The sequence below is a fragment of the Epilithonimonas sp. genome (assembly GCF_032054305.1).
In the GTDB taxonomy this organism is placed as follows: domain Bacteria; phylum Bacteroidota; class Bacteroidia; order Flavobacteriales; family Weeksellaceae; genus Epilithonimonas.
Genome location: NZ_DAMBSX010000005.1, coordinates 343,511 through 369,573, shown reverse-complemented (window position 1 = coordinate 369,573; position 26,063 = coordinate 343,511). Strand labels below are relative to the sequence as shown.

At 35.5% G+C, this 26,063-nt stretch carries 20 protein-coding genes and 3 tRNA genes; 18 read left to right on the top strand and 5 right to left on the bottom strand.

Annotated features, from left to right (window positions below; all coding sequences use genetic code 11):
• Positions 1 to 30 precede the first annotated feature (30 nt).
• Together RTX21_RS12990 and RTX21_RS12985 are read left to right on the top strand one after the other, a co-directional pair.
• Positions 31 to 699: a YceI family protein gene (locus RTX21_RS12990; RefSeq protein WP_312768324.1), complete on the top strand. Its 669-nt coding sequence runs from the start codon at positions 31 to 33 to the stop codon at positions 697 to 699.
• A 501-nt stretch (positions 700 to 1,200) separates the two neighbouring features.
• Positions 1,201 to 1,836, top strand: coding sequence for an NAD(P)H-binding protein (locus tag RTX21_RS12985; RefSeq protein WP_312768322.1), 636 nt, complete (start codon positions 1,201 to 1,203; stop codon positions 1,834 to 1,836).
• A gap of 28 nt (positions 1,837 to 1,864) precedes the next feature.
• Here RTX21_RS12985 and uvrA read toward each other — a convergent pair whose 3' ends face one another.
• Positions 1,865 to 4,654: an excinuclease ABC subunit UvrA gene (gene uvrA / locus RTX21_RS12980; RefSeq protein ID WP_312768321.1), complete on the bottom strand. Its 2,790-nt coding sequence runs from the start codon at positions 4,652 to 4,654 to the stop codon at positions 1,865 to 1,867.
• Positions 4,655 to 4,806: 152 nt separating this feature from the next.
• Between uvrA and RTX21_RS12975 the strand changes: the two genes are divergently transcribed.
• Positions 4,807 to 6,606 carry a TonB-dependent receptor domain-containing protein gene (locus RTX21_RS12975; protein WP_312768319.1) on the top strand — a complete coding sequence of 600 codons (1,800 nt, stop codon included), beginning with the start codon at positions 4,807 to 4,809 and terminating at the stop codon, positions 6,604 to 6,606.
• A gap of 121 nt (positions 6,607 to 6,727) precedes the next feature.
• The gene (gene prmA / locus RTX21_RS12970; protein ID WP_312768316.1) at positions 6,728 to 7,555 is read left to right on the top strand and encodes a 50S ribosomal protein L11 methyltransferase; all 828 of its coding nucleotides are present in this window, start codon (positions 6,728 to 6,730) and stop codon (positions 7,553 to 7,555) included.
• A 57-nt stretch (positions 7,556 to 7,612) separates the two neighbouring features.
• Here the strand turns inward: prmA and RTX21_RS12965 are convergent, their stop codons facing one another.
• Positions 7,613 to 8,173 carry a DUF2004 domain-containing protein gene (locus RTX21_RS12965; protein ID WP_312768314.1) on the bottom strand — a complete coding sequence of 187 codons (561 nt, stop codon included), beginning with the start codon at positions 8,171 to 8,173 and terminating at the stop codon, positions 7,613 to 7,615.
• Between the two features lie 18 nt (positions 8,174 to 8,191).
• Positions 8,192 to 9,199, bottom strand: coding sequence for an N-acetylmuramoyl-L-alanine amidase (locus tag RTX21_RS12960; RefSeq protein WP_312768311.1), 1,008 nt, complete (start codon positions 9,197 to 9,199; stop codon positions 8,192 to 8,194).
• A 133-nt stretch (positions 9,200 to 9,332) separates the two neighbouring features.
• Between RTX21_RS12960 and RTX21_RS12955 the strand changes: the two genes are divergently transcribed.
• From RTX21_RS12955 to RTX21_RS12935, 5 genes are all read left to right on the top strand, one after another.
• Positions 9,333 to 9,417: transfer RNA gene (locus tag RTX21_RS12955), tRNA-Ser, on the top strand.
• 13 nt (positions 9,418 to 9,430) lie between these two features.
• Positions 9,431 to 9,505, top strand: a tRNA-Pro gene (locus RTX21_RS12950).
• A 33-nt stretch (positions 9,506 to 9,538) separates the two neighbouring features.
• A tRNA-Arg gene (locus RTX21_RS12945) sits at positions 9,539 to 9,612 on the top strand.
• A gap of 180 nt (positions 9,613 to 9,792) precedes the next feature.
• Positions 9,793 to 10,440: a monofunctional biosynthetic peptidoglycan transglycosylase gene (mtgA, locus tag RTX21_RS12940; RefSeq protein ID WP_312768309.1), complete on the top strand. Its 648-nt coding sequence runs from the start codon at positions 9,793 to 9,795 to the stop codon at positions 10,438 to 10,440.
• Between the two features lie 16 nt (positions 10,441 to 10,456).
• Complete coding sequence (locus RTX21_RS12935) at positions 10,457 to 12,484, top strand: recombinase (RefSeq protein ID WP_312768308.1); 2,028 nt, start codon at positions 10,457 to 10,459, stop codon at positions 12,482 to 12,484.
• Here the strand turns inward: RTX21_RS12935 and RTX21_RS12930 are convergent.
• A complete protein-coding gene (locus RTX21_RS12930) occupies positions 12,462 to 12,758 on the bottom strand; it encodes a hypothetical protein (protein ID WP_312768307.1) in 297 nt (98 codons plus the stop codon). The genes RTX21_RS12935 and RTX21_RS12930 overlap by 23 nt on opposite strands.
• A gap of 177 nt (positions 12,759 to 12,935) precedes the next feature.
• Between RTX21_RS12930 and ychF the strand changes: the two genes are divergently transcribed.
• From ychF to RTX21_RS12885, 9 genes are all read left to right on the top strand, one after another.
• Entirely contained in the window at positions 12,936 to 14,027 is a 1,092-nt protein-coding gene (gene ychF / locus RTX21_RS12925; RefSeq protein WP_312768305.1) for a redox-regulated ATPase YchF, read from the top strand.
• 86 nt (positions 14,028 to 14,113) lie between these two features.
• Positions 14,114 to 14,908: a T9SS-dependent choice-of-anchor J family protein gene (locus RTX21_RS12920; protein ID WP_312768303.1), complete on the top strand. Its 795-nt coding sequence runs from the start codon at positions 14,114 to 14,116 to the stop codon at positions 14,906 to 14,908.
• Between the two features lie 124 nt (positions 14,909 to 15,032).
• Positions 15,033 to 15,935 (top strand): hypothetical protein, encoded by a 903-nt coding sequence (locus tag RTX21_RS12915; protein WP_312768301.1) that lies wholly within the window; start codon positions 15,033 to 15,035, stop codon positions 15,933 to 15,935.
• 81 nt (positions 15,936 to 16,016) lie between these two features.
• On the top strand, positions 16,017 to 16,955 hold the full coding sequence (locus tag RTX21_RS12910; RefSeq protein ID WP_312768299.1) for a helix-turn-helix transcriptional regulator: 939 nt from the start codon (positions 16,017 to 16,019) through the stop codon (positions 16,953 to 16,955).
• Between the two features lie 90 nt (positions 16,956 to 17,045).
• Positions 17,046 to 17,810, top strand: coding sequence for an SDR family oxidoreductase (locus RTX21_RS12905; protein ID WP_312768297.1), 765 nt, complete (start codon positions 17,046 to 17,048; stop codon positions 17,808 to 17,810).
• A gap of 158 nt (positions 17,811 to 17,968) precedes the next feature.
• Positions 17,969 to 19,870 carry a DNA topoisomerase IV subunit B gene (locus RTX21_RS12900; RefSeq protein ID WP_312768296.1) on the top strand — a complete coding sequence of 634 codons (1,902 nt, stop codon included), beginning with the start codon at positions 17,969 to 17,971 and terminating at the stop codon, positions 19,868 to 19,870.
• Between the two features lie 41 nt (positions 19,871 to 19,911).
• Positions 19,912 to 20,412, top strand: coding sequence for a hypothetical protein (locus RTX21_RS12895; protein ID WP_312768295.1), 501 nt, complete (start codon positions 19,912 to 19,914; stop codon positions 20,410 to 20,412).
• A complete protein-coding gene (locus RTX21_RS12890) occupies positions 20,412 to 22,988 on the top strand; it encodes a DNA gyrase/topoisomerase IV subunit A (protein WP_312768293.1) in 2,577 nt (858 codons plus the stop codon). Before RTX21_RS12895 ends, RTX21_RS12890 begins: the two co-directional genes overlap by 1 nt.
• A 24-nt stretch (positions 22,989 to 23,012) precedes the next feature.
• Entirely contained in the window at positions 23,013 to 23,651 is a 639-nt protein-coding gene (locus RTX21_RS12885) for a rhomboid family intramembrane serine protease (RefSeq protein WP_312768291.1), read from the top strand.
• Between the two features lie 29 nt (positions 23,652 to 23,680).
• Here RTX21_RS12885 and RTX21_RS12880 read toward each other — a convergent pair whose 3' ends face one another.
• Positions 23,681 to 25,822, bottom strand: coding sequence for an endonuclease MutS2 (locus RTX21_RS12880; RefSeq protein WP_312768289.1), 2,142 nt, complete (start codon positions 25,820 to 25,822; stop codon positions 23,681 to 23,683).
• Positions 25,823 to 26,063: the final 241 nt, after the last annotated feature.

Below are 26,063 nucleotides of genomic sequence, written 5' to 3'. Positions count from 1 at the left end.
AGAAAAACAATATTATTTAAAATATTATCTATGAAAAAATTAACAGTATTAGCATTAGCAGGCGCTGCTTTGATGTTTACAGCTTGTAACGACAAAAAAGAGACAGTAAAAGATGCACAGGAAGTTGCAGCAAAAACAGGTGAAGCGTACAAAGTAGATTTGGCAACATCAAAAGTAGATTGGAAAGCCTTCCACAAAGGTGGTTTTGCGCCACGTTGGGGAACTCTTAACTTGAAATCTGGAGAAATCACTGTTGAAAATGATGCGGTAACTTCTGGAGATTTCGTAATTGATATGACCACTTTGAAAGTTGACCCTGCGTCTGTAACTGAGGCTGATAAAAAACCAGCTGATTTGGAAGCACACCTTAAAAATGCTGACTTCTTTGATGTTGAGAAACAACCAACTTCTGATTTCAAAATTACTTCTGTGGCTGATTTGGCTGGAGAACTTCCAAAAGATGCCGTTGCTGGAGCTAACAAAACTGTGAGCGGAAACTTGACATTATTAGGAAAAACGCTTAACGTTTCTTTCCCTGCGAAAGTAACTGTTGCTGAGGGTAAAGCTAGTGTTGAAGCTAAATTTACTGTGAACAGAGCAGATTGGGGAATCAAATTCGGGACTGATGAAACTGACCCAGCTGAATGGATGATCAGTAAAGACATTGAAATTGGTATCAATGTGAATGCTGCTAAATAATAAAATCTGAAAATGAAAAGAAAGACTGCTTCGAAAGAAGTGGTCTTTTTTATTTTTAAGAATAAAAGAACCGACTCTTTAGAAGCCGGTTCAGTAGATAAAACATCTCATTTTTTTAGTTAGACAACAACAAAAAAGGACAGCCGACAATGCTATCCTTTAAATTTTTATATCAAATTTAATTTGAGTAATTCCGATTGGGTCAAAAGCAAATTTTGTGTTCATTTCCTAAATCTCTATTGTAAATTTAGAAAGAAAAACAATACGAAATGTAAACTTAATGTTAAAATTTCATACTTATCCACATTTTTTTGTGGATAACTCATGATTAGACTCTTTTTTGTGAGAATATAAAATAATTTGATATCTTTGTTTCATTACAATCTCTTTATAATATTAAGTTTTATCAGGCTCGATTCTATGAAGGCTTGAGATATTAAGAATCGATTTTCATTGATTCTTAAAAATTCTATTTTCCAACAATAATATAAAGAGAACATAATGAAACTACATAAAATTGCCGTGATTGGCGGAACAGGAAAAGCGGGTAGTTTTCTTGTAAAGAAACTTCTTGAAAAAGGTTTTCAAATCCAATTACTATTAAGAAATCCTGAAAATTTTTCTAACCAAAATCCTTTAATCGAAATTGTAAAAGGCGATGCGAGAGATTATGATTCAATTAACGAATTAATAAAAACTTGCGATGTTGTGATCAGTACAATTGGTCAGCCAAAAGGAGAAAAATCGATATTTTCTGACTCAACGAAGAATATCATTCAATCCATGAATTCTAACGGAATCAAAAGATATATTGTGATAACAGGTCTTAATGTCAATACGCTGTTTGACAACAAGAATGAAAAAGTGAAAATGGCAACCGAATGGATGTATCAGAATTATCCTGAAACAACTTTGGATAAACAAAAAGAATATGAACTTCTGACAGAAAGTAATCTGGGTTGGACCTTAGTAAGATTACCTGTGATAATTCAGACTGATGAAAGTTTTGAAACTGAAGCCAATTTGTATGATTGTATTGGTGAAAAGATCAGCGCCAATGATTTGTCTGAGTTTTTGATTTCACAGATTGATGACGAAACTTATTTTAGGAAAAGCCCGTTTTTGTATAACTTATAAAAGAAAGAGAGTCATTTGACTCTCTTTTTTATTTTAATTTCTCCGCAATATACTTCGCGGTAAAAGACTTTTTCTCTTTAATCAAATCTTCCGGTGTTCCGGTGAAAACAATCTCTCCACCGTATTTACCTGCGTTTGGACCAACGTCGATGATATGGTCGGCACATTTGATAATATCAGGCTGATGTTCAATCACAACCACCGAATGTCCTAATTCTATCAATGCCTGAAGCGATTTCAATAATTTCTTGATATCGTGGAAATGCAAACCAGTTGATGGTTCATCAAATACAAATAGCGTTTTATCCGTCGTCACACCTTTTACAAGGAAAGACGCCAATTTCACTCTCTGAGCTTCTCCACCAGAAAGAGTAGAAGAGGACTGACCAAGCTGAAGATAGCCCAAACCAACATCTTGCAAAGGTTTCAGTTTGGTTGCGATTTTTTCTTCGTGGTTTTCTTTGAAAAATTCCAAAGCTTCGTCAACCGTCATATGAAGGATGTCGGAAATATTTTTCTCGTCGTATTTGATTTCAAGGATTTCTTTTTTGAAACGTGTTCCGTGGCAATGTTCGCACTCCAGCTCGATGTCTGCCATAAACTGCATCGAAACTGTAATGACACCGTCGCCTTTACATTCGTCACATCTTCCGCCATCTACGTTGAAAGAAAAATGCTTTGGTTTTAAGCCTTGAACTTTTGCTGATTTTTGTTTTGCAAAAAGGTCACGAATATCATCGTAAGCTTTCAAGTAAGTTACAGGGTTTGAACGGGACGATTTTCCAATCGGGTTTTGGTCAATCAATTCGATATTCTGAATCAATCTTGAAGGAAATTCCACCGAATCATAATCCGCTTTTTTTCCACCCATTCCCAACTGAATCTGAATCGCATTCGTCATCACTTCTTTCATCAATGTCGATTTTCCACTTCCGGAAACACCTGTGATCACGGTAAGGCATTCCAAAGGAACATTCACGTTTACATTCTTCAGGTTATTTTGACGAGCGCCTTTTATTGCTATAAATTCTTTTGTTTTTCTTCGTTTTGCAGGAACTTCGATTTCCAATTCGCCATTCAGGTATTTTGCGGTCAAAGTATCCGCTTTCATCATCTCTTTATAATCACCACTGAAAACCAAATCTCCACCTAGATATCCAGCTTCCGGACCAATGTCGATGATGTAATCGGCTTCTCGCATCACATCTTCGTCGTGTTCTACAACGATTACTGTATTTCCTAAATCACGAAGTTGTTTCAAAACACCAATCAGATTTTCTGTATCTCGGGAATGCAGACCGATACTTGGCTCATCCAAAATATAAATAGAACCAACCAAAGAACTTCCTAAACTTGTCGCCAGATTGATTCTCTGACTTTCTCCTCCGGAAAGTGTGTTCGAGGTTCTGTTTAAAGTCAAATAACCCAAACCAACTTTCGTTAAAAACTCCAGTCTTGTTTCGATTTCGTAAGTCAGGCGTTTGGCGATTTCTCTGTCGTGGTCGTTGAGTTTTAAGCTTTTTATCAATGGAAGCAATTCGTCTAAAGGCAATTCAATCAACGATTGGATATTGTGCCCGTCAATTTTTACCCAGCTTGTTTCTTCTCGTAATCTAAGACCCTCGCACTCGTGGCAAAGTGTTTTTCCACGGTAACGAGAAAGCATCACTCTGTACTGGATTTTATAAAGATTTTCCTCCAGCATTTTGAAGAAATTATCAATGCTTGGGAATGTTTTCGTTTTATCGCCTTTCCAAAGATATTGTTTCTGCTCTTTGGTCAATTGATGATAAGGCTTATGAATAGGGAAGTCCTTCGCTTTTTTGATAAAATCCTTTTTCCATTCACTCATACTTTCGCCTTTCCAGGAAGCAACTGCATCCTCGTGAAGGGACAGGTTTTTGTTAGGAATTACCAAATCTTCATCAATTCCAATCACTTTTCCATAACCTTCGCAAGTCGGACAAGCGCCGTAAGGATTGTTGAAGCTGAAATAATGAACATTCGGTTCGTTGAAAACAATGCCGTCTAATTCAAATTTATTAGAAAATTCACGGATTTTTCCTGTGTCTGTATTTTTAAGCGAGCAGTAGCCGTGACCTTCGTAGAAAGCCATTTGGATAGAATCTGCCAAACGTTGCAGGAAATTCTCATCTTCCTCATAACTGAATCTATCAATCACGAGATTGATCGTCATATCCTTTTCCGGCGTGAATCCGAAACTTTCCAAATCCTCGATTCCAGCAAGATTTCCATTCACTTCCAATCTTGTAAATCCTGAAACTTTAAGGGTTTTGAGCAATTCAGCAAATGTTTCTTTTTCAAATGTCAAAGGCGTCAAAAGTAAAAATGTAGAATCTTTTTTGGAAGCTTTGATGAAATCAATCACATCCGTCACGCTGTCTTTTTTTACTTCTTCTCCCGAAACTGGCGAGTAAGTTCTTCCAACTCTGGCGAACAACAATTTCATATAATCGTAAATCTCTGTAGAAGTTCCGACCGTAGAACGTGGATTGGACGAAATCACTTTTTGCTGAATCGCAATCGATGGTGCCAAACCTTTGATATCATCGATTTTCGGTTTTTCTAATTTACCCAAAAACTGACGCGCATAGGAACTCAAACTTTCTACATAACGCCTTTGTCCTTCGGCATAAATCGTGTCAAAAGCGAGAGACGATTTACCACTTCCGGAGACACCTGTGATAACAATCAGTTTGTTCTTTGGAATCAGAACATCTATGTTTTTCAGGTTGTTAAGGTGTGCGTTTTTAACGAAAAGAAATTTCTTGATATCGATGTCGGTTGTTGTAGCCATAGTAAAAATAAGACCCACAAAATTACGCAAAATTTAATCGTTTTCAGGTAAGTTTTTGGATTTAAACTATTAAGATTTTCTTAATAAATTTAGTAACTTAACTCAGGTGAATCTCTATATTTGCGCCCGATTATCTGAAAGGAAATTAAACTATGAAGAAAATAATTGTGGCTTTGTCAGCTGTCGTTTTGTCAAGCAACGGCTTTGCACAGAATAAAGAAAATGAAATCGATGAGGTCAATTTACAAGGTAGATTTTTATCGATTCCTTATAATGATGTGAATGAAAATGTGACGGTTATTACCAAACAGCAAATTGAGAATAGTCCGGCAACGAGCATCGATGAATTGTTGCAGTTTCATTCCGGATTGGACATTAGAAGACGAGGTTCCAATGGGGTGCAGAGCGACATTTCCATTCGGGGAAGTTCGTTTGAGCAGGTTTTGATTTTGATTAATGGCATCAGGATGAATGATTCCCAGACGGGTCATAACACGTTCAATATTCCGTTTGATATTTCAGTGGTGGAGCGGATTGAGATTATGAAAGGTTCATCGGCAAAACTCTATGGACAGAATGTTTTTTCGGGTGTCATTAACATTGTTACCAAATCTTCTGCGGACGAAAAGGTAACCATCAAAGCGCAAGGTGGCGATTTCAAAACTTATGATTTATCGGCTTCTGCAACTTTTGGCTCGGAGAAATTTACCAATCTTTTGACGCTGAGCAATGGTGCTTCGGACGGTTATAGATTCAACACCGATTATAATATTCGCAATTTCTTTTATCAGAATAAATTGAAACTGAACGAGGGAAGTGTGAGTTTGCAGGCTGGTTTTTCTGAGAAGAAATTTGGGGCGAATGGTTTCTATGCATCGCCTTCAGCCATTAATCAATATGAAGAAACTCAGGCTTCGGTGGTGAGTTTGCAGTATCAGCAAAAGTTCAATCAATTGTCGGTTAATTCCAGTGTTTATTGGAGAAGAGGACAGGATATGTATCTTTTTACACGCTCAAATCCGGCTGGTTACAGAAATATGCACATAGGAAATAACGTCGGCGGAACAGTCAATGCGAGTTATGAATCATCGCTCGGAACAACTAATATTGGGGTGGATTTCCGAAGGGAATTTTTGTCCAGCAACAATCTTGGAGAACGAAAAAGAGATGTGACGCAGGTCTTCTTTGACCATCAATTCAGATTCTTCAATCAAAAACTGGAAGTGAATCCTGGCGCAAGTTGGGCGAATTATTCTGGCGATAATTTCTTTTATCCTGGCGTGGATGTGGGTTATATTTTTAATACAAATCATAAAATTTTCGGAGCCATTTCCAAAGGTTTCAGAATCCCGACTTTTACGGATTTGTATTATGTAAGTCCGACTGAAAAGGGAAATCCTAATTTGATTCCGGAATCTGCGGTGTCTTCGGAAATAGGTTATCGTTTCCAGAATCAGAAAATATTGGCGAAAGCAAGTGGTTTTATCCGAAATACAAACAACGGTATCGACTGGCTGAAGCCAACTCCGGAAAGTATCTGGACGGCAGAGAATTTTGGGAAAATCAATCTGAAAGGTTTTGAAACTGAATTTAAACATCAATTATTTGACTTTTTAAATTACAGATTGAATTATACTTATCTTGATAATCAATATAAAAATACGGAGCTTTCCAGATATGCTTTGACCAATCTGAGACATCAATTCGTGGGTCAAATCGATGTGAAGTTTTTGAAGTTTTTCAGCAATCAATTAATTTACCGATATATGGAACGTGTGAATCTCGGTAGTTATAATACTTTGGATGAGCAACTTAATTTCCGATACAAAGACTTGAATTTCTATGTGCTCATCAACAATCTGACGAATGCGAAATATGTAGAAACCAATCTGGTTCCAATGCCGGGAAGATGGTTTCATCTTGGATTTACTTATCAGATTAAGATGAATTAAAATTTCAACAAAAACTACTTGGTCTGTTTATTTTTAGATAAACTATGTGTCTATGTGGTTAATTTCCCCAAAATAAGTTTAAATAGATTTTAAATCAATTAAATTTGCGAAAAATTATACAATGGCAGCTTACTTAGAATTCAATTTTAAAATAAAACCTCTACAACCTTGGAACGAAATATTGATGGCAGAACTGATAGAAATCGGTTTTGACAGCTTCACAGAAGAATATGACGGTATCTTGGGTTATATCCAAAAAGACCTTTTTAAAGAAGAAGAATTGAAAAATATCTACCTTCTACAAAATGAGGAAGTGGAGATTTCTTACACCTACGAGGAAATGCCAAACATTAACTGGAACGAGGAGTGGGAAAAGAATTTTTCGCCAATCAATGTTGAAGATAAAGTCCTTATCCGAGCAGAATTCCACGAACCAAATCCACAAATGCACGAGATTGTGATTCAGCCAAAAATGTCATTTGGAACGGGTCATCATCCAACAACACACTTGATGATTCAACAGATGTTGGATATGGATTTGGAGAACAAAAAAGTGTTGGATATGGGTTGCGGAACTTCGGTTTTAGCGATTTTCGCCAAGCAGAAAGGTGCGGGAAGAACTGTTGCTATTGATATTGATGAATGGTCTGTAGAAAACTCCAAAGAAAATGCAGAGCGTAACAATGTAGAATTGGACATCGAACTGGGAACTGCTGATAATCTCGGCAAAGAAAAATTCGAAATCATCTTAGCCAACATCAACCGAAATATTTTGATTTCTGACATTCCGACTTACGTTTCCGTTTTGGAAGATGGTGGAAAATTGTTGCTATCCGGACTTTGTTTCTTTGATGTGGACGATATTCTGGAAGTTTGCACCGAGCAAAATTTGAAATTAGAAAAGAAGATACAGAGAGAAGAATGGGTTTCTTTGTTGTTGAGTAAATAGGATTTTGTTAAGTATAAAAAAGCCTCAAGAACTAAATTTCGAGGCTTTTTGTTGTAATCAGCTTTCTATTGTAACGTCTATTATTTTTCCTTTTTCATTAATTTTTATTACAATTAAATACTGAGTGTAGGTTTCTCCAATTGTATAGTCGAAAGTGCCATAATTTATATTGTCTTTGGGATAAATTCCAATTCGTTTAAGTTTTATTTTTTCAAATAATTTTTGCTCGTCACTTTTAATTTTGTCATTCCTATCAATTAATTGATTCAATTCATTTTCAGGAATTTCACTCAAATGATGAGAAATGTATTCTCGAACAGTGTTTTCTTCAGAACTTTTAAAATCATTATCAATTCTACTTTTGTTCTGTTGGATGATATTTTCCAAATTGGAAAAAAAACTGTTTAAGGTCTTTAACTCATTTTCTGACGGGTTTTTATTGTCAAAATTTAAATCAATATTGACTTTGTCTTTATTAATTGTGACAGTTTTAGTAATATATTCCTCTTTTAAATTTTTAAAATTAACTGTTTCAAAATATTTGATGTTATTCTTTTGAGCAGAAGTTGTGTTTGAACAACTAATTGTAATTAATGAAATGTAAAGGAAAATTTTCATTAATAAATATTTCAAAAATTACTTCTGCGGATATTTCTGGACCAAAGCCTGCAAGGTCGCCCAGGTTTCGGCATCCATAATACCACTGTAATTATTCGGTCGAAAATGAAATTGAAACGCCTCGATCGTTTGTTTCGTTGGTTTATCCCAAACACCATTTACTGTTAAAGCATAGCCAAACTGAACCAATTGCTGTTGGATTTTGGAAACAAATTCAGGATTATTGTATTGTAATGCAATATCGTTGGTTGTTAATATTTGATTGAGGAAAGTCTGTTTCGCCGTTTCGTCATACCACATCCCGATTTGATATTCATCGTAAAGTCTTTTCCAGGGAAAAAGCGGGCCTGGATCTTGTTTTCTTGTTGGCGCAATGTCAGAGTGGGCTAAGATGTTAGTTGGCGGGATATTATATCTCGTCACAATATCTTTGGCTAAAGCGGCCACTTTTCTGAACTGTTCTTCCGGATAAGGATAGAACACCCGATTATTTAGAGAATCTGTCGTATAACCAAGATTGACGATCTCAATTCCGATGGATGTGTCATTCAGTTGCTGGTCTTTTCTCCAAAAACTGATTCCCGCGTGATAGGCTCTTTTATTTTCATCCACGATCTGATAGATTTCTTTATCAGGAAGCGTGCTGACCAAATAGTGGGCGCTAACAGATTGTTGAGTGAGTGTACTTATGGATTTTTCATCATTCAGAACCGTATAATGTAAAATCAAATACCGCTGTCTGAAATTTTGACCAATAGACGGGAAATAGTTTTTTGTGACTTTATATCCAACAGGATTGGCACTTACAATAGAACCATAACTTATAGTATTGTCATTCTTAGTAATGTCTGCGATGTTGACTTTATAATATTCTCCTTCATCTTCCTTTATCTCCGGTTTTTTTTCTGTGATGAAGGGTTTTGGAACATTCGGAAGAGTTGGAGTTTTACTTTTTAAATTTTTTTGCTGAGAACCGCAGGAAATAATTATCATTCCTAAGGTTGTGAGATATAGTGTATTACGCATCTGTAAGTGTTTTACGAAGTATTTATGATTCAAAAATATGAAAAAAAAACAGAAAAAAAGTTTGGTAGATATACAAAACTGTTCTATATTTGCACTCGCAATTGAGGAACAAGCGGTCTTTAAAATATTGCAAGGAGGGTTGCCAGAGTGGTTAATGGAGCAGTTTGCTAAACTGTCGACCCGAAAGGGTCGCAAGGGTTCGAATCCCTTACCCTCCGCAAAAAAAATCTACGGGGCGTAGCGTAGTCCGGTCATCGCGCCTGGTTTGGGACCAGGAGGTCGCAGGTTCGAATCCTGCCGCCCCGACAAGTTTTAGTAATTTCTTTAAAAATTACAAATGGGTGCGTAGCTCAGCTGGATAGAGCATCTGCCTTCTAAGCAGACGGTCAAAGGTTCGAATCCTTTCGCGCTCACGAAAGCTCACGATCAGTTTTGGTTGTGAGTTTTTTTATGTCACAAAGCTAAATTTCTATTTCCTGTTTTCGAATAATTATTTGTTAATTAATTTTTAATAATATTCAAAAATTTGTTGATTGGTAGATTTTGACAGGACAAGAAAATTGTTTTAATTTCGCTTAAAATTTCTTTTAACAATGTGGAAGTTCATCAAGAAACTGTTTTTGTTTGTAATCCTGGCGAATATATTTTTCATTATTTTTGGGATATTCTTTAATCCACCAATTACGTTTACTCAGATTGGAGGTCTGGTAAAATACGGGAAATTACAACGTGATTATGTTTCCTATGATGACATGGGAAATAATATCAAAAAAGCGGTGATCGCCTCAGAAGACCAATTGTTTTTCACGCACAATGGCTTTGATTATAAGGCTATCGAAAAGGCGATGAAGAAGAACGATAAGAAAGGTAAAGTAGTGAGAGGAGGCAGCACGATCTCTCAGCAGACTGCTAAAAATATTTTTCTTTGGCAAGGCAGAAGCTGGATCAGAAAAGGGCTGGAGGTGATCTATACATTTATTATAGAGAAAATTTGGGGTAAGGATATTATTCTTGAAAGATATCTTAATTCTATAGAAATGGGACAGGGAGTCTTTGGAATAGAGGCAGCTTCTCAATATTATTACAATAAACCGGCAAAAGACCTCACAAAGAGTGAGGCCGCATGGATCGCTGCAGTTTTGCCAAATCCTAAAAAATATGATCCTAAAAATCCTACGCCGTATCTAAGAAAAAAGCATAGCTGGATTATAAGACAGATGAACAATATTGTTCTGAAATGATTACTTTTGTAATGATATGGCGATTAGATTAACCAAAAAAGACAACTTCAGCACGATTCTGAAAAACTATTTTTCTGAACAGAATGAAACTTTGTCCCTGGAGCCCTTGTCGGAGATCATTACAAGCCTGAAGAAAGATGATTTAGGCGTTTTTACAGCTTATCTCAAAGATAATGAGAGGATAAAAGAAAATCTGATTTATTATATTCATAATATCTTCAGAGAAAAGCCATTCAATCTATCACTTACCGAAGCAGATATTCTTTCAGAAAATGCTTTTTATCCGGAGTTCAAAAAACGGATACTTAATAAAATCCTTCCACCGATTGAAAACGAAAATACAATTTGGTATTTGGTGGATAATGTTTTGGTGACACCTAAAAAAGACCTTGAGTTTTTCCAGAATTCACCAGAAGATAAAATGGATGAGCTTTTCATGCTGTTGAGAATTGATAAATTTATTAATAACCAACATGTTAAAAATGAAATGCTCTTTTCTCTTAATATCCTGGCGTGGCGGGTTATTGGAAATGCATTAGATGTAGAGGTTGTAAAAATGGCTCCGGAATACAGGAATTTTGATAATCCATTTTTGGCTTTGCAAAACGAACTTGATATTCTGAATGCTGATTTCAAAGAAAATCCAGACTTCAAATTTACATCTAATGATGAGGTTTACAAACAAACAAAAGTTTATCTCGACCAATGCTTGGAATTTGTGAATATTGCCTTCAAGAACTCTTCAAAATACGGGATTTCTAGTAAAACCAATCAATCATTGCTGAAAATCAGGCAGCAATTGCAAAGAATGTCTGATATTATTAAGCTCTTCGTAATCGATGAAGAAAAAGATTATCTGATCAATTCCAAGCAGTTGGTCTTTAATATTTTAAAGTATAAATCACATAAGAACAATCTTCAGGATCTGGTTTCTGACAGTACAAGATTGATGTCTCATCTTATTACCAATCATACGGCGGAAATGGGAACGCACTACATTACTTCCACTGTCAAATCTTATATGAAGATGTTTTGGAAAGCATCTGGAGGAGGTGTGATCGTTGGAGCGCTTTGTGTTTTGAAAATGCTTTACAGCTATATTGATACAAGTGATTTTGCTCATGCATTTTTATTTTCTATGAATTATGCGATGGGATTTGTAATGATCTATCTGATGCGTTTTACCTTGGCGACAAAACAACCTGCAATGACTGCCGCTACAATGGCAAAAGTTCTGTCAGAAGGAAGTAGCAGGAGTACTTATATGGAATTTGCTCACGTTGTTTCCCAATTGTTCAGATCGCAATTTATTGCATTTGTTGGGAATGTTCTGTTGTCTTTTCCAGTTTCTTTGATTATTATTTATGGTTTAGAAATACTTTTCAAACAGAATTTTGCTTTCGATAAATCGACGAAATTGCTATATGACTTAGACCCATTTCAGTCCAAAGCGATTTTGCATGCTTCTATTGCTGGAGTTTTCCTCTTTATTTCTGGTGTGATTTCTGGAAATATCAGTAATAATTCCGTCTTTTTCCAGATTCCTAAGAGAATTGCTAAAAATCCTTTCATCAATTATTTCTTTGGGCAAAAGATTGCAAAACGATTATCAGTCTATTATTCCAAGAATTGGGCTGGGATTATCTCTAATTTCTGGTTCGGTGTTTTTCTTGGTGCAACCGCTCCGATTGGGCTTTTCCTTGGTTTGGACCTCGATATTCGTCACATTACGTTTGCTGCGGGAAATTTTGCTTTAGGACTTTACGGTAAAGATTTTGTCGTGACATCTTACACGTTTTGGATTTCGTTTGTAACGGTTTTTGTTATTGGATTCTTTAACTTTATTGTAAGTTTCGGATTATCGATGTTACTGGCATTCCGTTCCAGAAAAGTGGAGTTGAGTGAAGCAAGAGAAATTTTTGGAGAGATTTTTCGATATTTTATCAGAAATCCATTCAGGTTTTTCTTTCCATTAAGGTCTTTGCTTGATGAGAGAAGCAAGCAGATGATCCAGGATATTTCTACAGGATCAGAAGGTCATTGATCAGGGATTCGTCTTTCAAAACTTCCTGGAATTTTTTCAGAAAGAATGATTTCCTCATTCGGAAATCGTTTTTAAGCAAAGGCGATTTGATTCTCAGAACCAAAACTTTTTCTTTTAGATTAACAGTTTCGATTTCAGAAAAAAGCGTATCCGAAAGATAATTTTGCAAAAAATCCTTGATTTCGAAAGCTTTCAATTTATCTTCAAAACCATAGATTCTTGCGAAAGAATTCAGTAATTCCGAAGATTGGAATTCGCGTTTTTTCCGGCTCATTTTCCCATTTTAATTAAGATTGTAAAAGTAGAAAATTCAAATTCAAAAATAGTATATTTGCACGCTGAAAGTTCAAAGTTTAAAGTGAACATCAAAACATTAACTTCAAATATTGACTTTATATTATGAAACCGGAATGGTTACATAGCACTAATAAATAAAAATAAAAATTTCGTTATGAAATGTGGAATCGTAGGTCTTCCGAATGTAGGGAAATCAACTCTTTTTAATTGTCTTAGCAATGCCAAAGCACAATCTGCAAACTATCCGTTTTGTACGATCGAGCCCAATTTGGGAACGGTTTCTGTTCCGGATAAAAGACTTTTCGAGCTTGAAAAAATTGTTAATCCGGAAAGGGTTCTTCCTGCTGTTGTAGAGATCGTAGACATTGCTGGGCTTGTTAAAGGAGCAAGTAAAGGAGAAGGTCTTGGGAATCAGTTTCTTGCTAATATCCGTGAGTGTGAAGCAATTATTCATGTTTTGAGATGTTTCGATAACGGGAATATTGTTCACGTAGAGGGTTCTGTTGATCCGCTTAGAGATAAAGAAATCATTGATATAGAACTTCAGCTGAAGGATCTGGAAACGATTGGAAAAGCTGTTGAAAAGGCAAAAAAATTCATCAAATCTGGGAAGAAAGAAGATATTCTGACCTACGAAACTTTACAGAATCTTCAAAAATTTGTTGAAGATGGGAAAAACGCAAGAAAATTTCCAACGGATGATTTTACAAAATCAATTATTGGTGAAGTTCAACTGTTGACAAATAAGCCGGTTCTGTATGTTTGTAACGTAGATGAAAATTCTATCAAAAACGGAAACGACTGGATTGCTAAAATAGATGAAATGGCAAAAAGTGAAGGCGCAGAAATTGTTGTTCTTGCCGCTCAAATCGAGGCTGATATCAATGAACTAGAGACTTTTGAAGAAAGAGAAATGTTTCTGGATGAGCTTGGTCTGGAAGAGCCGGGTGTCAACCGATTGATCAGAAAAGCTTATGATCTGTTGAAGTTGCAAACTTATTTCACTGCTGGTGTTAAGGAAGTTAGAGCTTGGACAATCGACCAAGGTGCAACTGCGCCACAAGCTGCGGGAGTGATCCATACAGATTTTGAGAAAGGATTTATCCGTGCGGAAGTGATTGGTTACGATGATTTTGTAAATTATGGTTCAGAGGCCAAAGTAAAAGAAGCTGGAAAAATGAGAGTGGAAGGAAAAGAATACATCGTGAAGGATGGCGATGTGATGCATTTCAGATTCAATGTATAAGTAGATTTTGATCATTATAAAATATAAACTCCCGAATTATCGGGAGTTTTTTATTTGTACTTTAGCAAGAATTAAAAATAGAATTTATGATTAGAAAATTACTTTTTGTTTCTTTGTTAGTAGTAGGTTTTGCGGGATTTTCACAACATGTTATTTATAAAGAAGATTTTGAAACAGAATCTGGAAGGAACTCTTGGGAAAATGTTGATAGAGATGGTGATGAACAAAAATGGGAATTTTATGATGATGAGATGCCTGCTTTTACAGGTTGGTATGCAACTTCCTGGTCTTGGTTTCTTGAAGCTTTCACTCCTGATAATACTTTAACGAGTCCAGCGATTACTTTGCCGCCAAGTCAAGATTTACTTTGGTTGAAATTCAAAGTTGGCGCATTTGATGAAGAATTGTATCAAGAGCATTATGCAGTTTACATAATTCCTGCCAATTCTACTTTTACAGGTAATGAAACGCCTGTTTTTGAAGAAACTTTGGATGCTGGATATACAGAAACTGCAAAAAATATCAACATCAATATTACTTCATTTGGAGGACAAGATGTCAAAGTTGTTTTTAGACATTACAACTGTACAGATATTGCTTTTATTGCAATTGATGATATTGAGGTTGTGGAAACTCCGGGATTAGCGGTTTCTGATGTTAATAAAATCGATGCTCAGGTTTATCCAAATCCAACATCAGATTTTATAAAAATAAAAGGTGTTGATAATATCCAAAAAATCAGGATTTTTGATATGAATGGAAAAATGGTTCTTGAAAATCAAGCTTCTGAGACGGATATCAGAAAGCTTCCTGTTGGACAATATATTCTGAATGTCCATACAGATTCGCAAATTATTTCCAAGAAAATAATCAAGAAATAAATTTTAAGAACGCTTTCAGAAATGAGAGCGTTTTTTTATTAGTTAAAAAGTTTATGTTGATTTAATATTTATTTTTAATGAAAGGTGTTATATTTACTGAATAATAACTGTAAAACTATTAACTATGAAAAAAAATCTATTAATTTTATTATTATTCACATTCTTTAATGTGTTTTCGCAATCTTATACACCACTTTTAAAAGAAGGAAATAAATGGTGGGTTTATTATCGTGAGGGATATTGCGATTTTTGTAATGCTCAATATAAAGCATCTTATATCTTTATAAATGGTGAAACAACTATCGATGGTGTCGTTTATAAGAAAATTTATTCTAATCTATACTATATTAATCCTTATGGTCCTTTTGGGACAGATGTTCCTAATACGAATAATCCCGATGTGTTAGAATGTTTAATGCGAGAAGATACGGCTGCAAAAAAAGTGTATTTCTTAGATGTTAATACCAATACGGAAAAGTTGTTATATGATTTTTCTGCACAAATAGGAGATGTTATTGAGGATAATTGGAGGTTGGGTTCATACAACAACTGGCCATTGACTATTGATAATATTTCATATGGTTCTGTATTTGGGAAAGAAAATGTAAAAACATTTATTACAGGCTTTAATTATAAAATTTATGAAGGGATTGGTTCGCAGTCAGGTTTGTTTTCCAGACCTGCGGAGCAACCATTTGAATTAGGTGCTTTTTGGCTCGATTGTTTCGAAGATACTTCGGGAAAATCTTGTGTCAGTCAATTTGTCGTATTGGGAACTTCAGAAAATTCTACGGAGAAAAACTTAAGCTTATATTATTCTAAAGAAAATCGAGATTTCAAAATTTTAGGAAATCCATCACAAGACTACAAAGTGAGCTTTTACGAGGCTACAGGTCGATTATCAGAAGAAATCAATACAAAAGGAAAACAAAGTTTTTATCTGAAAAATATGGTCAAAAACAAAATCCTTTTCTATACAATAACAAGTCAGGGTAAATCTTGGAAAGGAAAGATATTAATTCAGTAATTTTTAATTCAAAAAAAGAAAAAAGCTTTCATTGTTGAAAGCTTTTTTTATTCTTAAATTTGAATTTTACAAATTAAGCTTATGGAAAAAATAGCTCATGCTTCTTTGGAGGATTTCTATCAGGAGATTGCCCAGAAAATGGGAAAAGATGTAGAAAGTATCTTGCCAAAAGGTTTACAGAAAGATATCGGACATTTTAATGTGTTCGATATTGCTCAAACAATCCAAAGGTTAAGACTTAGTTTTGAAATGCCTTATAACAGAAGGAAATATTATAAAATAAGCTTGATAAGAGGGAAAAATAGAGCGGAATATGCAGATAAAACTATTGAGATCAAAACCAATGCGCTTCTTTTTGCAACTCCGAAAGTTCCTTACAATTGGATTCCGGAAGATGAAAGTCAGGCAGGAAGTTTTTGTGTTTTTACTGAAGATTTTTTCATTAAAGATAAGTCTCATAATATATTAGAAGATTTACCGATTTTTCAACCGGGCAATGTTCCGATTTTTGAGATTGATGATGAGTTGGCTGATGAGATAGAACAGCTTTATAAAAAAATCAAAAAAGAAATAGATTCGGATTATATTTTCAAATATGATTTGATTCGTAATTATGTTTTGGAATTGATTCATTACGGACAAAAATTACAACCAGCTTCTAAACTTTCCACTTCCAATGATGCATCAATGCGTGTTGTTTCTTTGTTTGTTGAGTTGTTGGAAAGGCAATTTCCGATTGAAACTTCGGAACAGAGACTGCAGTTGAAAACAGCGAAAGATTTTGCAGACAGATTGGCGATTCACGTTAATTATCTTAATAAAAAACTTAAGGAAAATACAGGAAAAACAACTACAGAAATCATTGCGGACAGAATCATTCAAGAAGCTAAAATTCTATTAAAACAAACGCAATGGAATGTCTCTGAGATTTCTTATGCTTTAGGATTTGAGGAAATTGCGCATTTTTCTAATTTTTTCAAAAAGAAAACGTCGTTGGCTCCTTTGGAATTTCGTGCCTGATTTGAATTTTGCAAATTTTAGTTTGATTCGAGCAAAAAGATTTGAACCAATTTGTCTGAACTTTGTCCCATCAAAAAACAAGTAAAAAAAATGAGTACAAGAACGAAAATTGCATTAGTAACCGGCGGAAGCCGTGGTTTAGGAAAAAATGCAGCTATCAAAATTGCAGAAAAAGGACTTGATGTAATCATCACTTATAATACCAACAAAGAAGAAGCGGATAAAACTGTTGCAGAAATTGTGGCTTTGGGAAGAAAAGCAATTGCTTATCAGCTGAATACAAAAGATGTGAAAAGTTTTGATGCTTTTGTAAAAACAGTTGGTGACCATTTGGAGGAAAATATAGGAAGCAGAAATATTGACTTCTTAATCAATAATGCCGGAACAGCTTTATACCAGCCTATTACACAAGTTACTGAAGAGCAATTGGACGATATGGTAGATATTCACTTCAAAGGTGTGTTTTTCCTGACACAGAAGTTTTTACCTTTCATTAATGACAATGGCGGAATCGTAAATTTATCTTCGGGGCTAGCAAGATTTGCGTTGCCAGGTTCATCGGTTTATGGTTCTATGAAAGCAGCGATTGACCAGTTGAGCAAATATATGGCAAAAGAATTGGGGGCAAGAGGCATAAAAGTGAATGCGGTTGCGCCAGGTGCTATTGAAACGGATTTTGGTGGCGGAAGAACTAGAGATGATAAAAATGTGAATGCTTTGATTGCCTCAAATACAGCATTGGGAAGAGCTGGTTTGCCGGATGATATTGGAGGTGTTGTGGCTTTCCTTTGTACGGAAGAAGCAAGGTGGATTACAGCACAAAGGATTGAAGTTTCCGGCGGAATGTTTTTCTAAAATCAAGTTTTAAATTAAAATAAAAGATGGCTTTTTAAGTCATCTTTTTCTTTTGTGAAAATCTAAATGATAATTAAAATAGTCTTTAGATATTTAAAATAAAAAATTCGGATTTGTGGCTTCAATTTCCTATTTTTGTGTGTTTACTGATTTTTACTATGTCACAAGATTTACAGCCGAATTACTCCGAAGATAACATACGAACGCTCGAACCTAGAGAACACGTACGATTACGGCCCGGTATGTATATCGGGAAATTGGGAGACGGTTCATCTGTGGATGATGGGATCTATATTTTATTGAAGGAAGTTCTGGATAATTCCATCGACGAATTCAGGATGAAAGCCGGGAAAAGAATTGATGTGAAAATCAAAGACGGAACTGTAACTGTTCGTGATTACGGTCGAGGAATTCCTTTGGGGAAAATTGTGGACGTCGTTTCCATAATGAATACGGGTGGGAAATATGACGATGGCGCTTTCAAAAAATCAATCGGTTTAAATGGTGTTGGTACAAAAGCAGTTAACTTTTTATCGACTTATTTTAGAGTGAAATCTGTTCGTGAAGGCAGAGTGAGAATTGCCGAATTCCGTGAGGGAAGATTGGATATTTTGCACGATGAGACCGAAACTTCTGAAAGAAATGGGACGGAAATTACTTTTATTCCTGATGACAGCATTTTTATCAATTTCAAATTCAGAAATGAGTATGTGGCAAAAATGCTTCGTAATTACACTTATCTCAATCTAAGTTTAAAAATCTATTTTAACGGAGAAGTTTTCGAATCTCAAAATGGTTTAAAAGACTTACTGGAAGAAGAAATCGATGGCGAAATCGTTTATCCGATCATTCATATAAAAGACGAGGATATGGAATTGGCAATCACGCATTCCGACAAATCTCAGTCTGAGACGTATTTTTCTTTTGTTAACGGACAATATACTTCGCAAGGTGGGACACATCTTAACGCTTTCAAAGAAGCTTATGTGAAAACTATCCGAGAATTTTTCAATAAAAACTTTGAAGCCACCGATATTAGAAAAGCTATTATTGGTGCGGTTTACATCAATGTTGGTAATCCTGTTTTCGAATCCCAGACCAAGACCAAGTTGGGGTCTACAACAATGGGGCAAGATAAGGATGGAAAAGAGCTGGAGACGATCAAGACTTTTGTTATCAATTACTTAAAAAGTAAACTGGATAATTTTCTCCACAAAAATCCTGAAATTGCGGAAGCTATTCAGAAAAAGATTTTGATTTCAGAAAGAGAAAGAAAAGAGCTTTCCGGAATCCAAAAACTAGCAAGAGAAAGAGCGAAAAAAGTATCGCTTCATAATAAAAAACTGAGAGATTGCAGGCATCATTATAATGACCAAAAAGCGGCAAGAAAATCTGAAACTATGATCTTCATAACCGAGGGAGATTCTGCATCCGGTTCTATCACCAAATCCAGAGATGTGGAAACGCAAGCCGTTTTTTCATTGAAGGGAAAACCGCTCAACTGTTATGGATTGACAAAAAAAGTGGTTTATGAGAATGAGGAATTCAATCTTTTGCAGGCTGCACTTAATATCGAAGAAAGCCTTGAAGATCTGCGTTATAATCAAGTCATTATTGCTACAGATGCCGATGTAGACGGGATGCACATCAGGTTGTTGATGATTACATTCTTCCTTCAGTTTTTTCCTGATCTGATAAAGAATGGACATTTGTATATTTTGCAAACGCCACTTTTCCGTGTAAGAAATAAGAAAGAAACAAGATATTGCTATTCCGATGCTGAAAGATTGAAGGCCTTGAATGAGCTTGGGAAAAATCCTGAAATCACGCGATTCAAAGGATTAGGTGAAATTTCTCCTGATGAGTTCAAACATTTTATAGGAAAAGATATCAGATTGGAACCTGTTGTGGTTGGAAAAGACCAAACGATTGACCAGTTGTTGGAGTTCTATATGGGAAAAAATACACCGGACAGACAATTGTTCATTTTAGATAATCTTGTAATTGAAGATGATACGAATATTGACAAAAAAGAAGTAATCAGAGAATTGGAAGTTTAAAAGCTTTACCAACAAAAAATAAAAAACACATAAAAATACAAATGAGATTAAGTAACAGAAATAGAACGCCATTCTACAGTTTTATATATTCAGTTGTCGGCATTATTTTTATTTTAGGAATTATTGCCTATATTTTGGAAATCAATAAGTTCGATGTTTTTGGGGATAAAGCTTGGGTGCTATTGTTGATGCCGTTTTTGTTATTTGTTTTCCTTTATATGTTGGGAAGGCCCATATTCGAATATGATAGTGATGGTGAGGCACTTAATTTTAGAAACAATCATATTCTATACATATTAGCTAAAAAAAACGCAAAAGATGAATTTCCGAAATATAAATTGTTGAAGTTCAATATTGTCAATTTATTGATATTTAGAAAATTATATATTTATATTTCTAGCAAAAAAAGTAATGTAGTCATATTAAAATATGACCTTTCCTATCTAAGTAGAAAAGAAATAAAGGATTTGAAGTTTTCTTTGAACAAAGTGGTGAAAGCCAACCAGGAAACCAGCCAAAAAGATAATAGGGTAAAAGATTAATGGAAGAAAGTACACATCACGAAGAAAGCCTGAAAAAAGTTTCGGGTCTGTATAAAGATTGGTTTTTAGATTATGCATCTTATGTAATTTTAGATAGAGCGATTCCTTCTATTTTTGATGGGTTCAAGCCTGTTCAGCGTAGAATTATGCATTCTATGCGCGAGCTGGAAGATGGTCGTTACAACAAAGTCGCCAATATCGTAGGTAATACGATGAAATATCATCCACACGGAGATGCCTCTATTACAGATGCGATGGTTCAGATCGGGCAAAAAGAATTGCTGATCGATACTCAGGGAAACTGGGGAAATATCTATACAGGTGATTCTGCTGCTGCTGCAAGATATATCGAAGCCAGGTTGACGCCACTGGCTTTGGAAATTGTCTTCAATCCGAAAACAACCGTTTGGTCAAAATCTTATGATGGCAGAAATAATGAACCGGTCGATCTTCCTGTAAAGTTTCCATTACTTTTGGCACAAGGTGTTGAGGGGATTGGTGTCGGGCTTTCCACCAAAATTATGCCTCATAACTTCAATGAGCTGATCAATGCTTCTATTCTTTATCTTAAAGGGAAAAGATTTGAAATATTTCCTGATTTTCTTACAGCAGGAATGTTGGATATATCCAATTATAATGATGGGAAAAGAGGCGGTAAAATAAGAGCGAGAGCAAGGATCTCACAGAAAGACAAGCATACTCTTACTATTACTGAACTTCCTTTTTCAAAAAATACGAGTGATCTTATCGATAGTATTTTAAAGGCTAACGAAAGAGGAAAGATCAAGATCAAGAAAATAGAGGACAACACATCTGATAATGTAGAGATCAATATTCATCTGCATCCGGATGTTTCGCCCGATAAAACCATTGATGCGCTTTATGCATTCACGGATTGTGAAGTTCCAATTTCACCAAATGCCTGCGTGATTGTTGGAGACAAACCGATGTTCTTGTCGGTTTCTGATATTCTGAAACATAATACGGACCACACGGTTTCTCTACTTAAAAAAGAACTTGAAATCGAGCTTCACGAATTGCAGGAAAGTTGGCATTTTTCTTCATTGGAAAGAATTTTTATCGAGAACAGGATCTATCATGATATCGAAGAAGTCAAGTCTTGGGAAGATGTAATTACAACAATTGATGAAGGTCTGAAACCTCACACAAAACATTTGTTAAGGGCAGTTACAGAGGAGGATATTGTTAAATTAACTGAGATTAGAATCAAGAGGATTTCTCGTTTTGACCTGGATAAATTTAAAGAGAATATCCTGGCTTTGGAAGGTAAGATCGAGCAAGTGAAACATCATTTAGCAAATCTTATTACTTATGCAATAGATTATTACACCAATATCCAAAAAAAATACGGAAAGGGTAAAGAACGTAAAACCGAGCTTAGAATTTTTGATACAATTGATGCTTCCAAAGTCGCTGTCGCCAATGAGAAATTCTATGTCAATAGGGAAGAAGGGTTTATCGGAACGTCTCTTAAAAAAGACGAATATCTTTTCGATTGCTCTGATATTGATGATATTATTACTTTCCAAAAAGACGGAACCATGAAGGTTGTAAAAGTGGAAGCAAAAACTTTTATTGGAAAAAACATACAGCACGTTGCCGTTTGGAAAAAGAATGATAAGCGTACGGTTTATAACATGATCTATCGTGAAGGCCGTGAAGGTCCTTTCTACATGAAAAGATTTTCTGTGACTGGCGTTACGAGAAATACTGATTATAAATTAGCATCGGATAAAAAATACTCGGAGATGCTTTATTTTTCAGCTAATCCAAATGGTGAGGCAGAGGTTGTTTCTGTTTTATTGAAACCAAATGCAAGGGTTAGAAAAAATAAGATCGATATCGATTTTTCAGAACTGGCAATTAAAGGTAGAGATTCGAAAGGAAACCTTGTGACCAAATATGCGGTCAAAAAAGTTGACCTTAAAGAAGAAGGCGTTTCCACTCTGGCTCCGAGAAAAATATGGTTTGATGATTCGGTAAGACGTTTGAATGCGGATGGAAGAGGAACTCTACTAGGGAATTTCAAAGGTGATAATAAGATTCTTACGATCAACTCTCAGGGAGAAGCCAAGTTGATTTCTTTTGATCTGATGAATCGTTTTGATGATGATTATTTGATCCTGGAGAAATGGAAGCCCGAGCAACCTATTACCTGTATCTATTTTGATGGCGAAAAGGACAAGTATTTTGTAAAGCGTTTTCTTTTAGAAGCCACTCCAAATGTCCAGTCATTCTTTGCGAACGAAAATCCGAAATCTTTCATCGAGTTTGTGACAACAGAAGCTGGAGCTATTGCGGAAATAGTTTTCCCTAAAATCAAGGACAAACAAAAAGATCCCGAAACGGTTGAGCTGGACGAATTTATAACTGTGAAAGGGATAAAAGCAATTGGTAATCAGTTGACAAAAGATAAAGTGAAATCCATCAATATTACAATTCCTGAGCCACTGGATGTTGTCGAAGAGGAACCGGAAATCGAAGAAAAACCTGATCCGGATCAGGATGATGAGGGCGGAACTATCGGAAATCTTTTTGAGGAAGAAGAAAATTAAAAAATACAATCAATTTTTAAAAGAATGAACATCGTTTTATTGATCATAATCGTAATTACTTGCGTCACAAGTTACATTGGATTTCAAAATCCCGAATTATTTCAGAAATATAAATTTGAAGTTGGCGCTATACAAAGAAAAAAGGAATATATAAGACTGTTGTCCGCAGGATTCCTTCATGCAGATTTTATGCACTTGCTTTTCAATATGTACACTCTGTATGTTTTTTCATCAATTGCATTTATAGGATTCGGAGTTGGTGGATTTCTGGCTATTTATTTGGGATCTATTGTTTTAGGTAATCTTTTTTGTCTTTATGTATATAAGAATGTCCCATTTTATTCAGCAATTGGTGCAAGTGGGGGAGTTTCAGGGATTCTGTTTGCGGCTGTTGCCTTGGCTCCTAATGAAATTAAAATTTGGTTTATGCCGGGATTCTTATTTGGAGCCTTGTACTTTGGATATTCTGTTTATATGATGCTGAATCCAAGAGCTCACGATAATATTGGACATGCTGCCCATTTGGGAGGGGCATTCTTTGGATTGGTTTATGCGGTTGCGATTTATCCCGAATTTGCAATGCAAAACGCAGTTTATCTTGGAGTTATGGCCTTGCCATTGATCTATCTGGCATATCAGCTTTTTGTAAACAAAAAAATTTAAAAAGAAAGCGCAGATCGATCTGCGCTTTTTTATATTCTCTCCAATTCTCCGGAGTCAATTGTAGTTTTGAAAGTTCCGTAATTGACAATCACTTTGTTTTTCGAAATCTTTTCAATCGTGCCAACGCTTGTGCTTCCGGCGATTCGGACGCGTTGACCGACTTTCATCCAGACAGCACGTTCTGCTTTTCGTTTTTCTTCTAGTTTTTCATTGGTTTCCGCAATTTTTTCGATGACTTCTTCTTTTTTAAGTTGTTGTGTGATTTTACGTTTTACCACCTGAAGACGTTTTGTCTCATCTTTGTCGGTTCCCAGTTTTCGGAATTTTTCCTGTTCGAGGATTTTCACAAAATCTTTCACCACATCTTTTCGGGATTTTCCTTTAACATAACTGTCGATAAAGGTTTCGATCTTGTTTCCGAATTGCAGTTTTCTGTGTTCTTCTTCATACAGTTTTTGGAAATTGAATAACTTCTGCTGCAGCTGCTCATTCAGTTTTTGAAGATTGTCACGTTTATCTTCTACCGAATCTCGTTTTTCCGAGAGATCGGATTTTAGTTTTTCAACCTCGAATTTTTCCTGTTGGAGTTTCACGATCGTTTTGTCAAGATTAACAATGTCGTGCTCTACCTTTTTTCTGGCATTCTTGATGATGAATCTCGGAATCTTATTTTTCTCAGCCACTTCGAAAGTAAAAGAACTTCCAGCTTGTCCGATTTCCAATTTATAAAGTGGTTCAAGTGTTCTTTCATCAAAAAGCATTGCTGCATTGGTTGCTGCGGGAAGGTTTTCTACAACCAGTTTGATGTTCGTGTAATGCGTTGTGATGATTCCGAAACTTTTCTTGTCATAGAAATATTCCATGAAACTTTCCGCTAAGGCACCGCCTAATTCTGGGTCAGAACCAGTTCCGAATTCATCAATCAAAAGCAAGGTTTTGTTATCTGCTTCACGGATCATTCCAGACATCTTTTTCAATCGGGAAGAGTAGGTTGACAAATGATTTTCTATGGATTGATTATCTCCAATATCGGTCATGATCTTTTCAAAGAAAAACATCTCGGATTTTGGATGAACAGGAACCAAGATCCCACTCTGAATCATCAATTGTAACAATCCGACAGTTTTTAACGTAATGGATTTTCCACCGGCGTTTGGTCCGGAGATACAAATAATTCGGTTGTGCTCTGTTAAAGTTAACGATTGGGGATAGATTTCCTTATTCTCATTTTTATTTCGAATCCAAAGCAATGGATGGAATGCATCTTTCAAACGAAGAGTTTGATGTCTGTTGATTTTTGGTAAAATTCCGTTGACTTTTTCTGCAAATTTTGCCTTTGCTCGGATTAAGTCCAGATCAAAGATATAAGTCTGATAATCCGAAAGCTGAGGCTGAAATTCCGAAAGTTCTGCCGTTAATTTTCTAAGGATTTTATCGATTTCTTTTTTCTCTTCTTCCTGATTTTCCTTCAGTTTGAAATAATGTTTCACTACACTTTCAGGCTGCATAAAAGTAATAGAACCGGTTTTAGAGATTCCTAAAACTCTACCATTGACTCTTTTTTTGAAACCAGATTTTACGGCTAAAACTCTTTGGTCATCAATAATGCTTTCTCGTATATCTTCTAAAAATTCGGAATAGGTAGCTAAAGAACGATTGAAATTCTCATCAACGGCTTTTCTGGCGTGTTGGATTTCTGTTCTCAAAGTTTTCAGAACAGCAGAGGCTTCGCTTTTGACATCTCCGAATCGGTTGAAAACTTTGTCAACCTTATCAATAATTTCTTTTCGAAATTCTAAGTCTTTTACTTCTTCCAAAAGTGTTGGAAAAGCTTCTGAAAGCTGAGGAAAGAATTTTTGCAATTTCCCGATTTGTTCCGTAATCGTTTTGATTTTGATGAACGATTTGTTTTCTAATCGATAATTCTCGATCAACATTAGTTTCAGTTCCTCTTCGATGTCTTCGTATTCATCAAACGGAATGGCATTGGAACTTTCAAAACTCGTCAGGAATTCCGAAGTTTTCTTTAAGGAAATTTCTGCTTCGTCTATTTCCATCGGATGAAGTTCCATTATTTTGTCTGCCGTTTTCGGCGAGTAAGCGAAAGGTGCAATTTCCGAAAGAAGTTCCGGAAATTCTAATTCGTTAAGGTCTGCTTGATTGATATTCACATTGCAAATTTACGAATTTGAAATGATGTTGTAAAGTTGATTGTAAGGTGAAAATTTTAGTTGGATAATTTCTTTCAGAAATTGATTTTTTATATGTCTTTCCTTCGTCAGGCTCAGGATAAACTGCAGACTGATAAAGACGCTCAGATAAAAAAGGAACCTGCAGCTGAGTCTGCAAGTTCCTCGATTCGCAATACCACTTCTAGCCCTTGGCACTGCGACACTGAAAAATCTAATTATA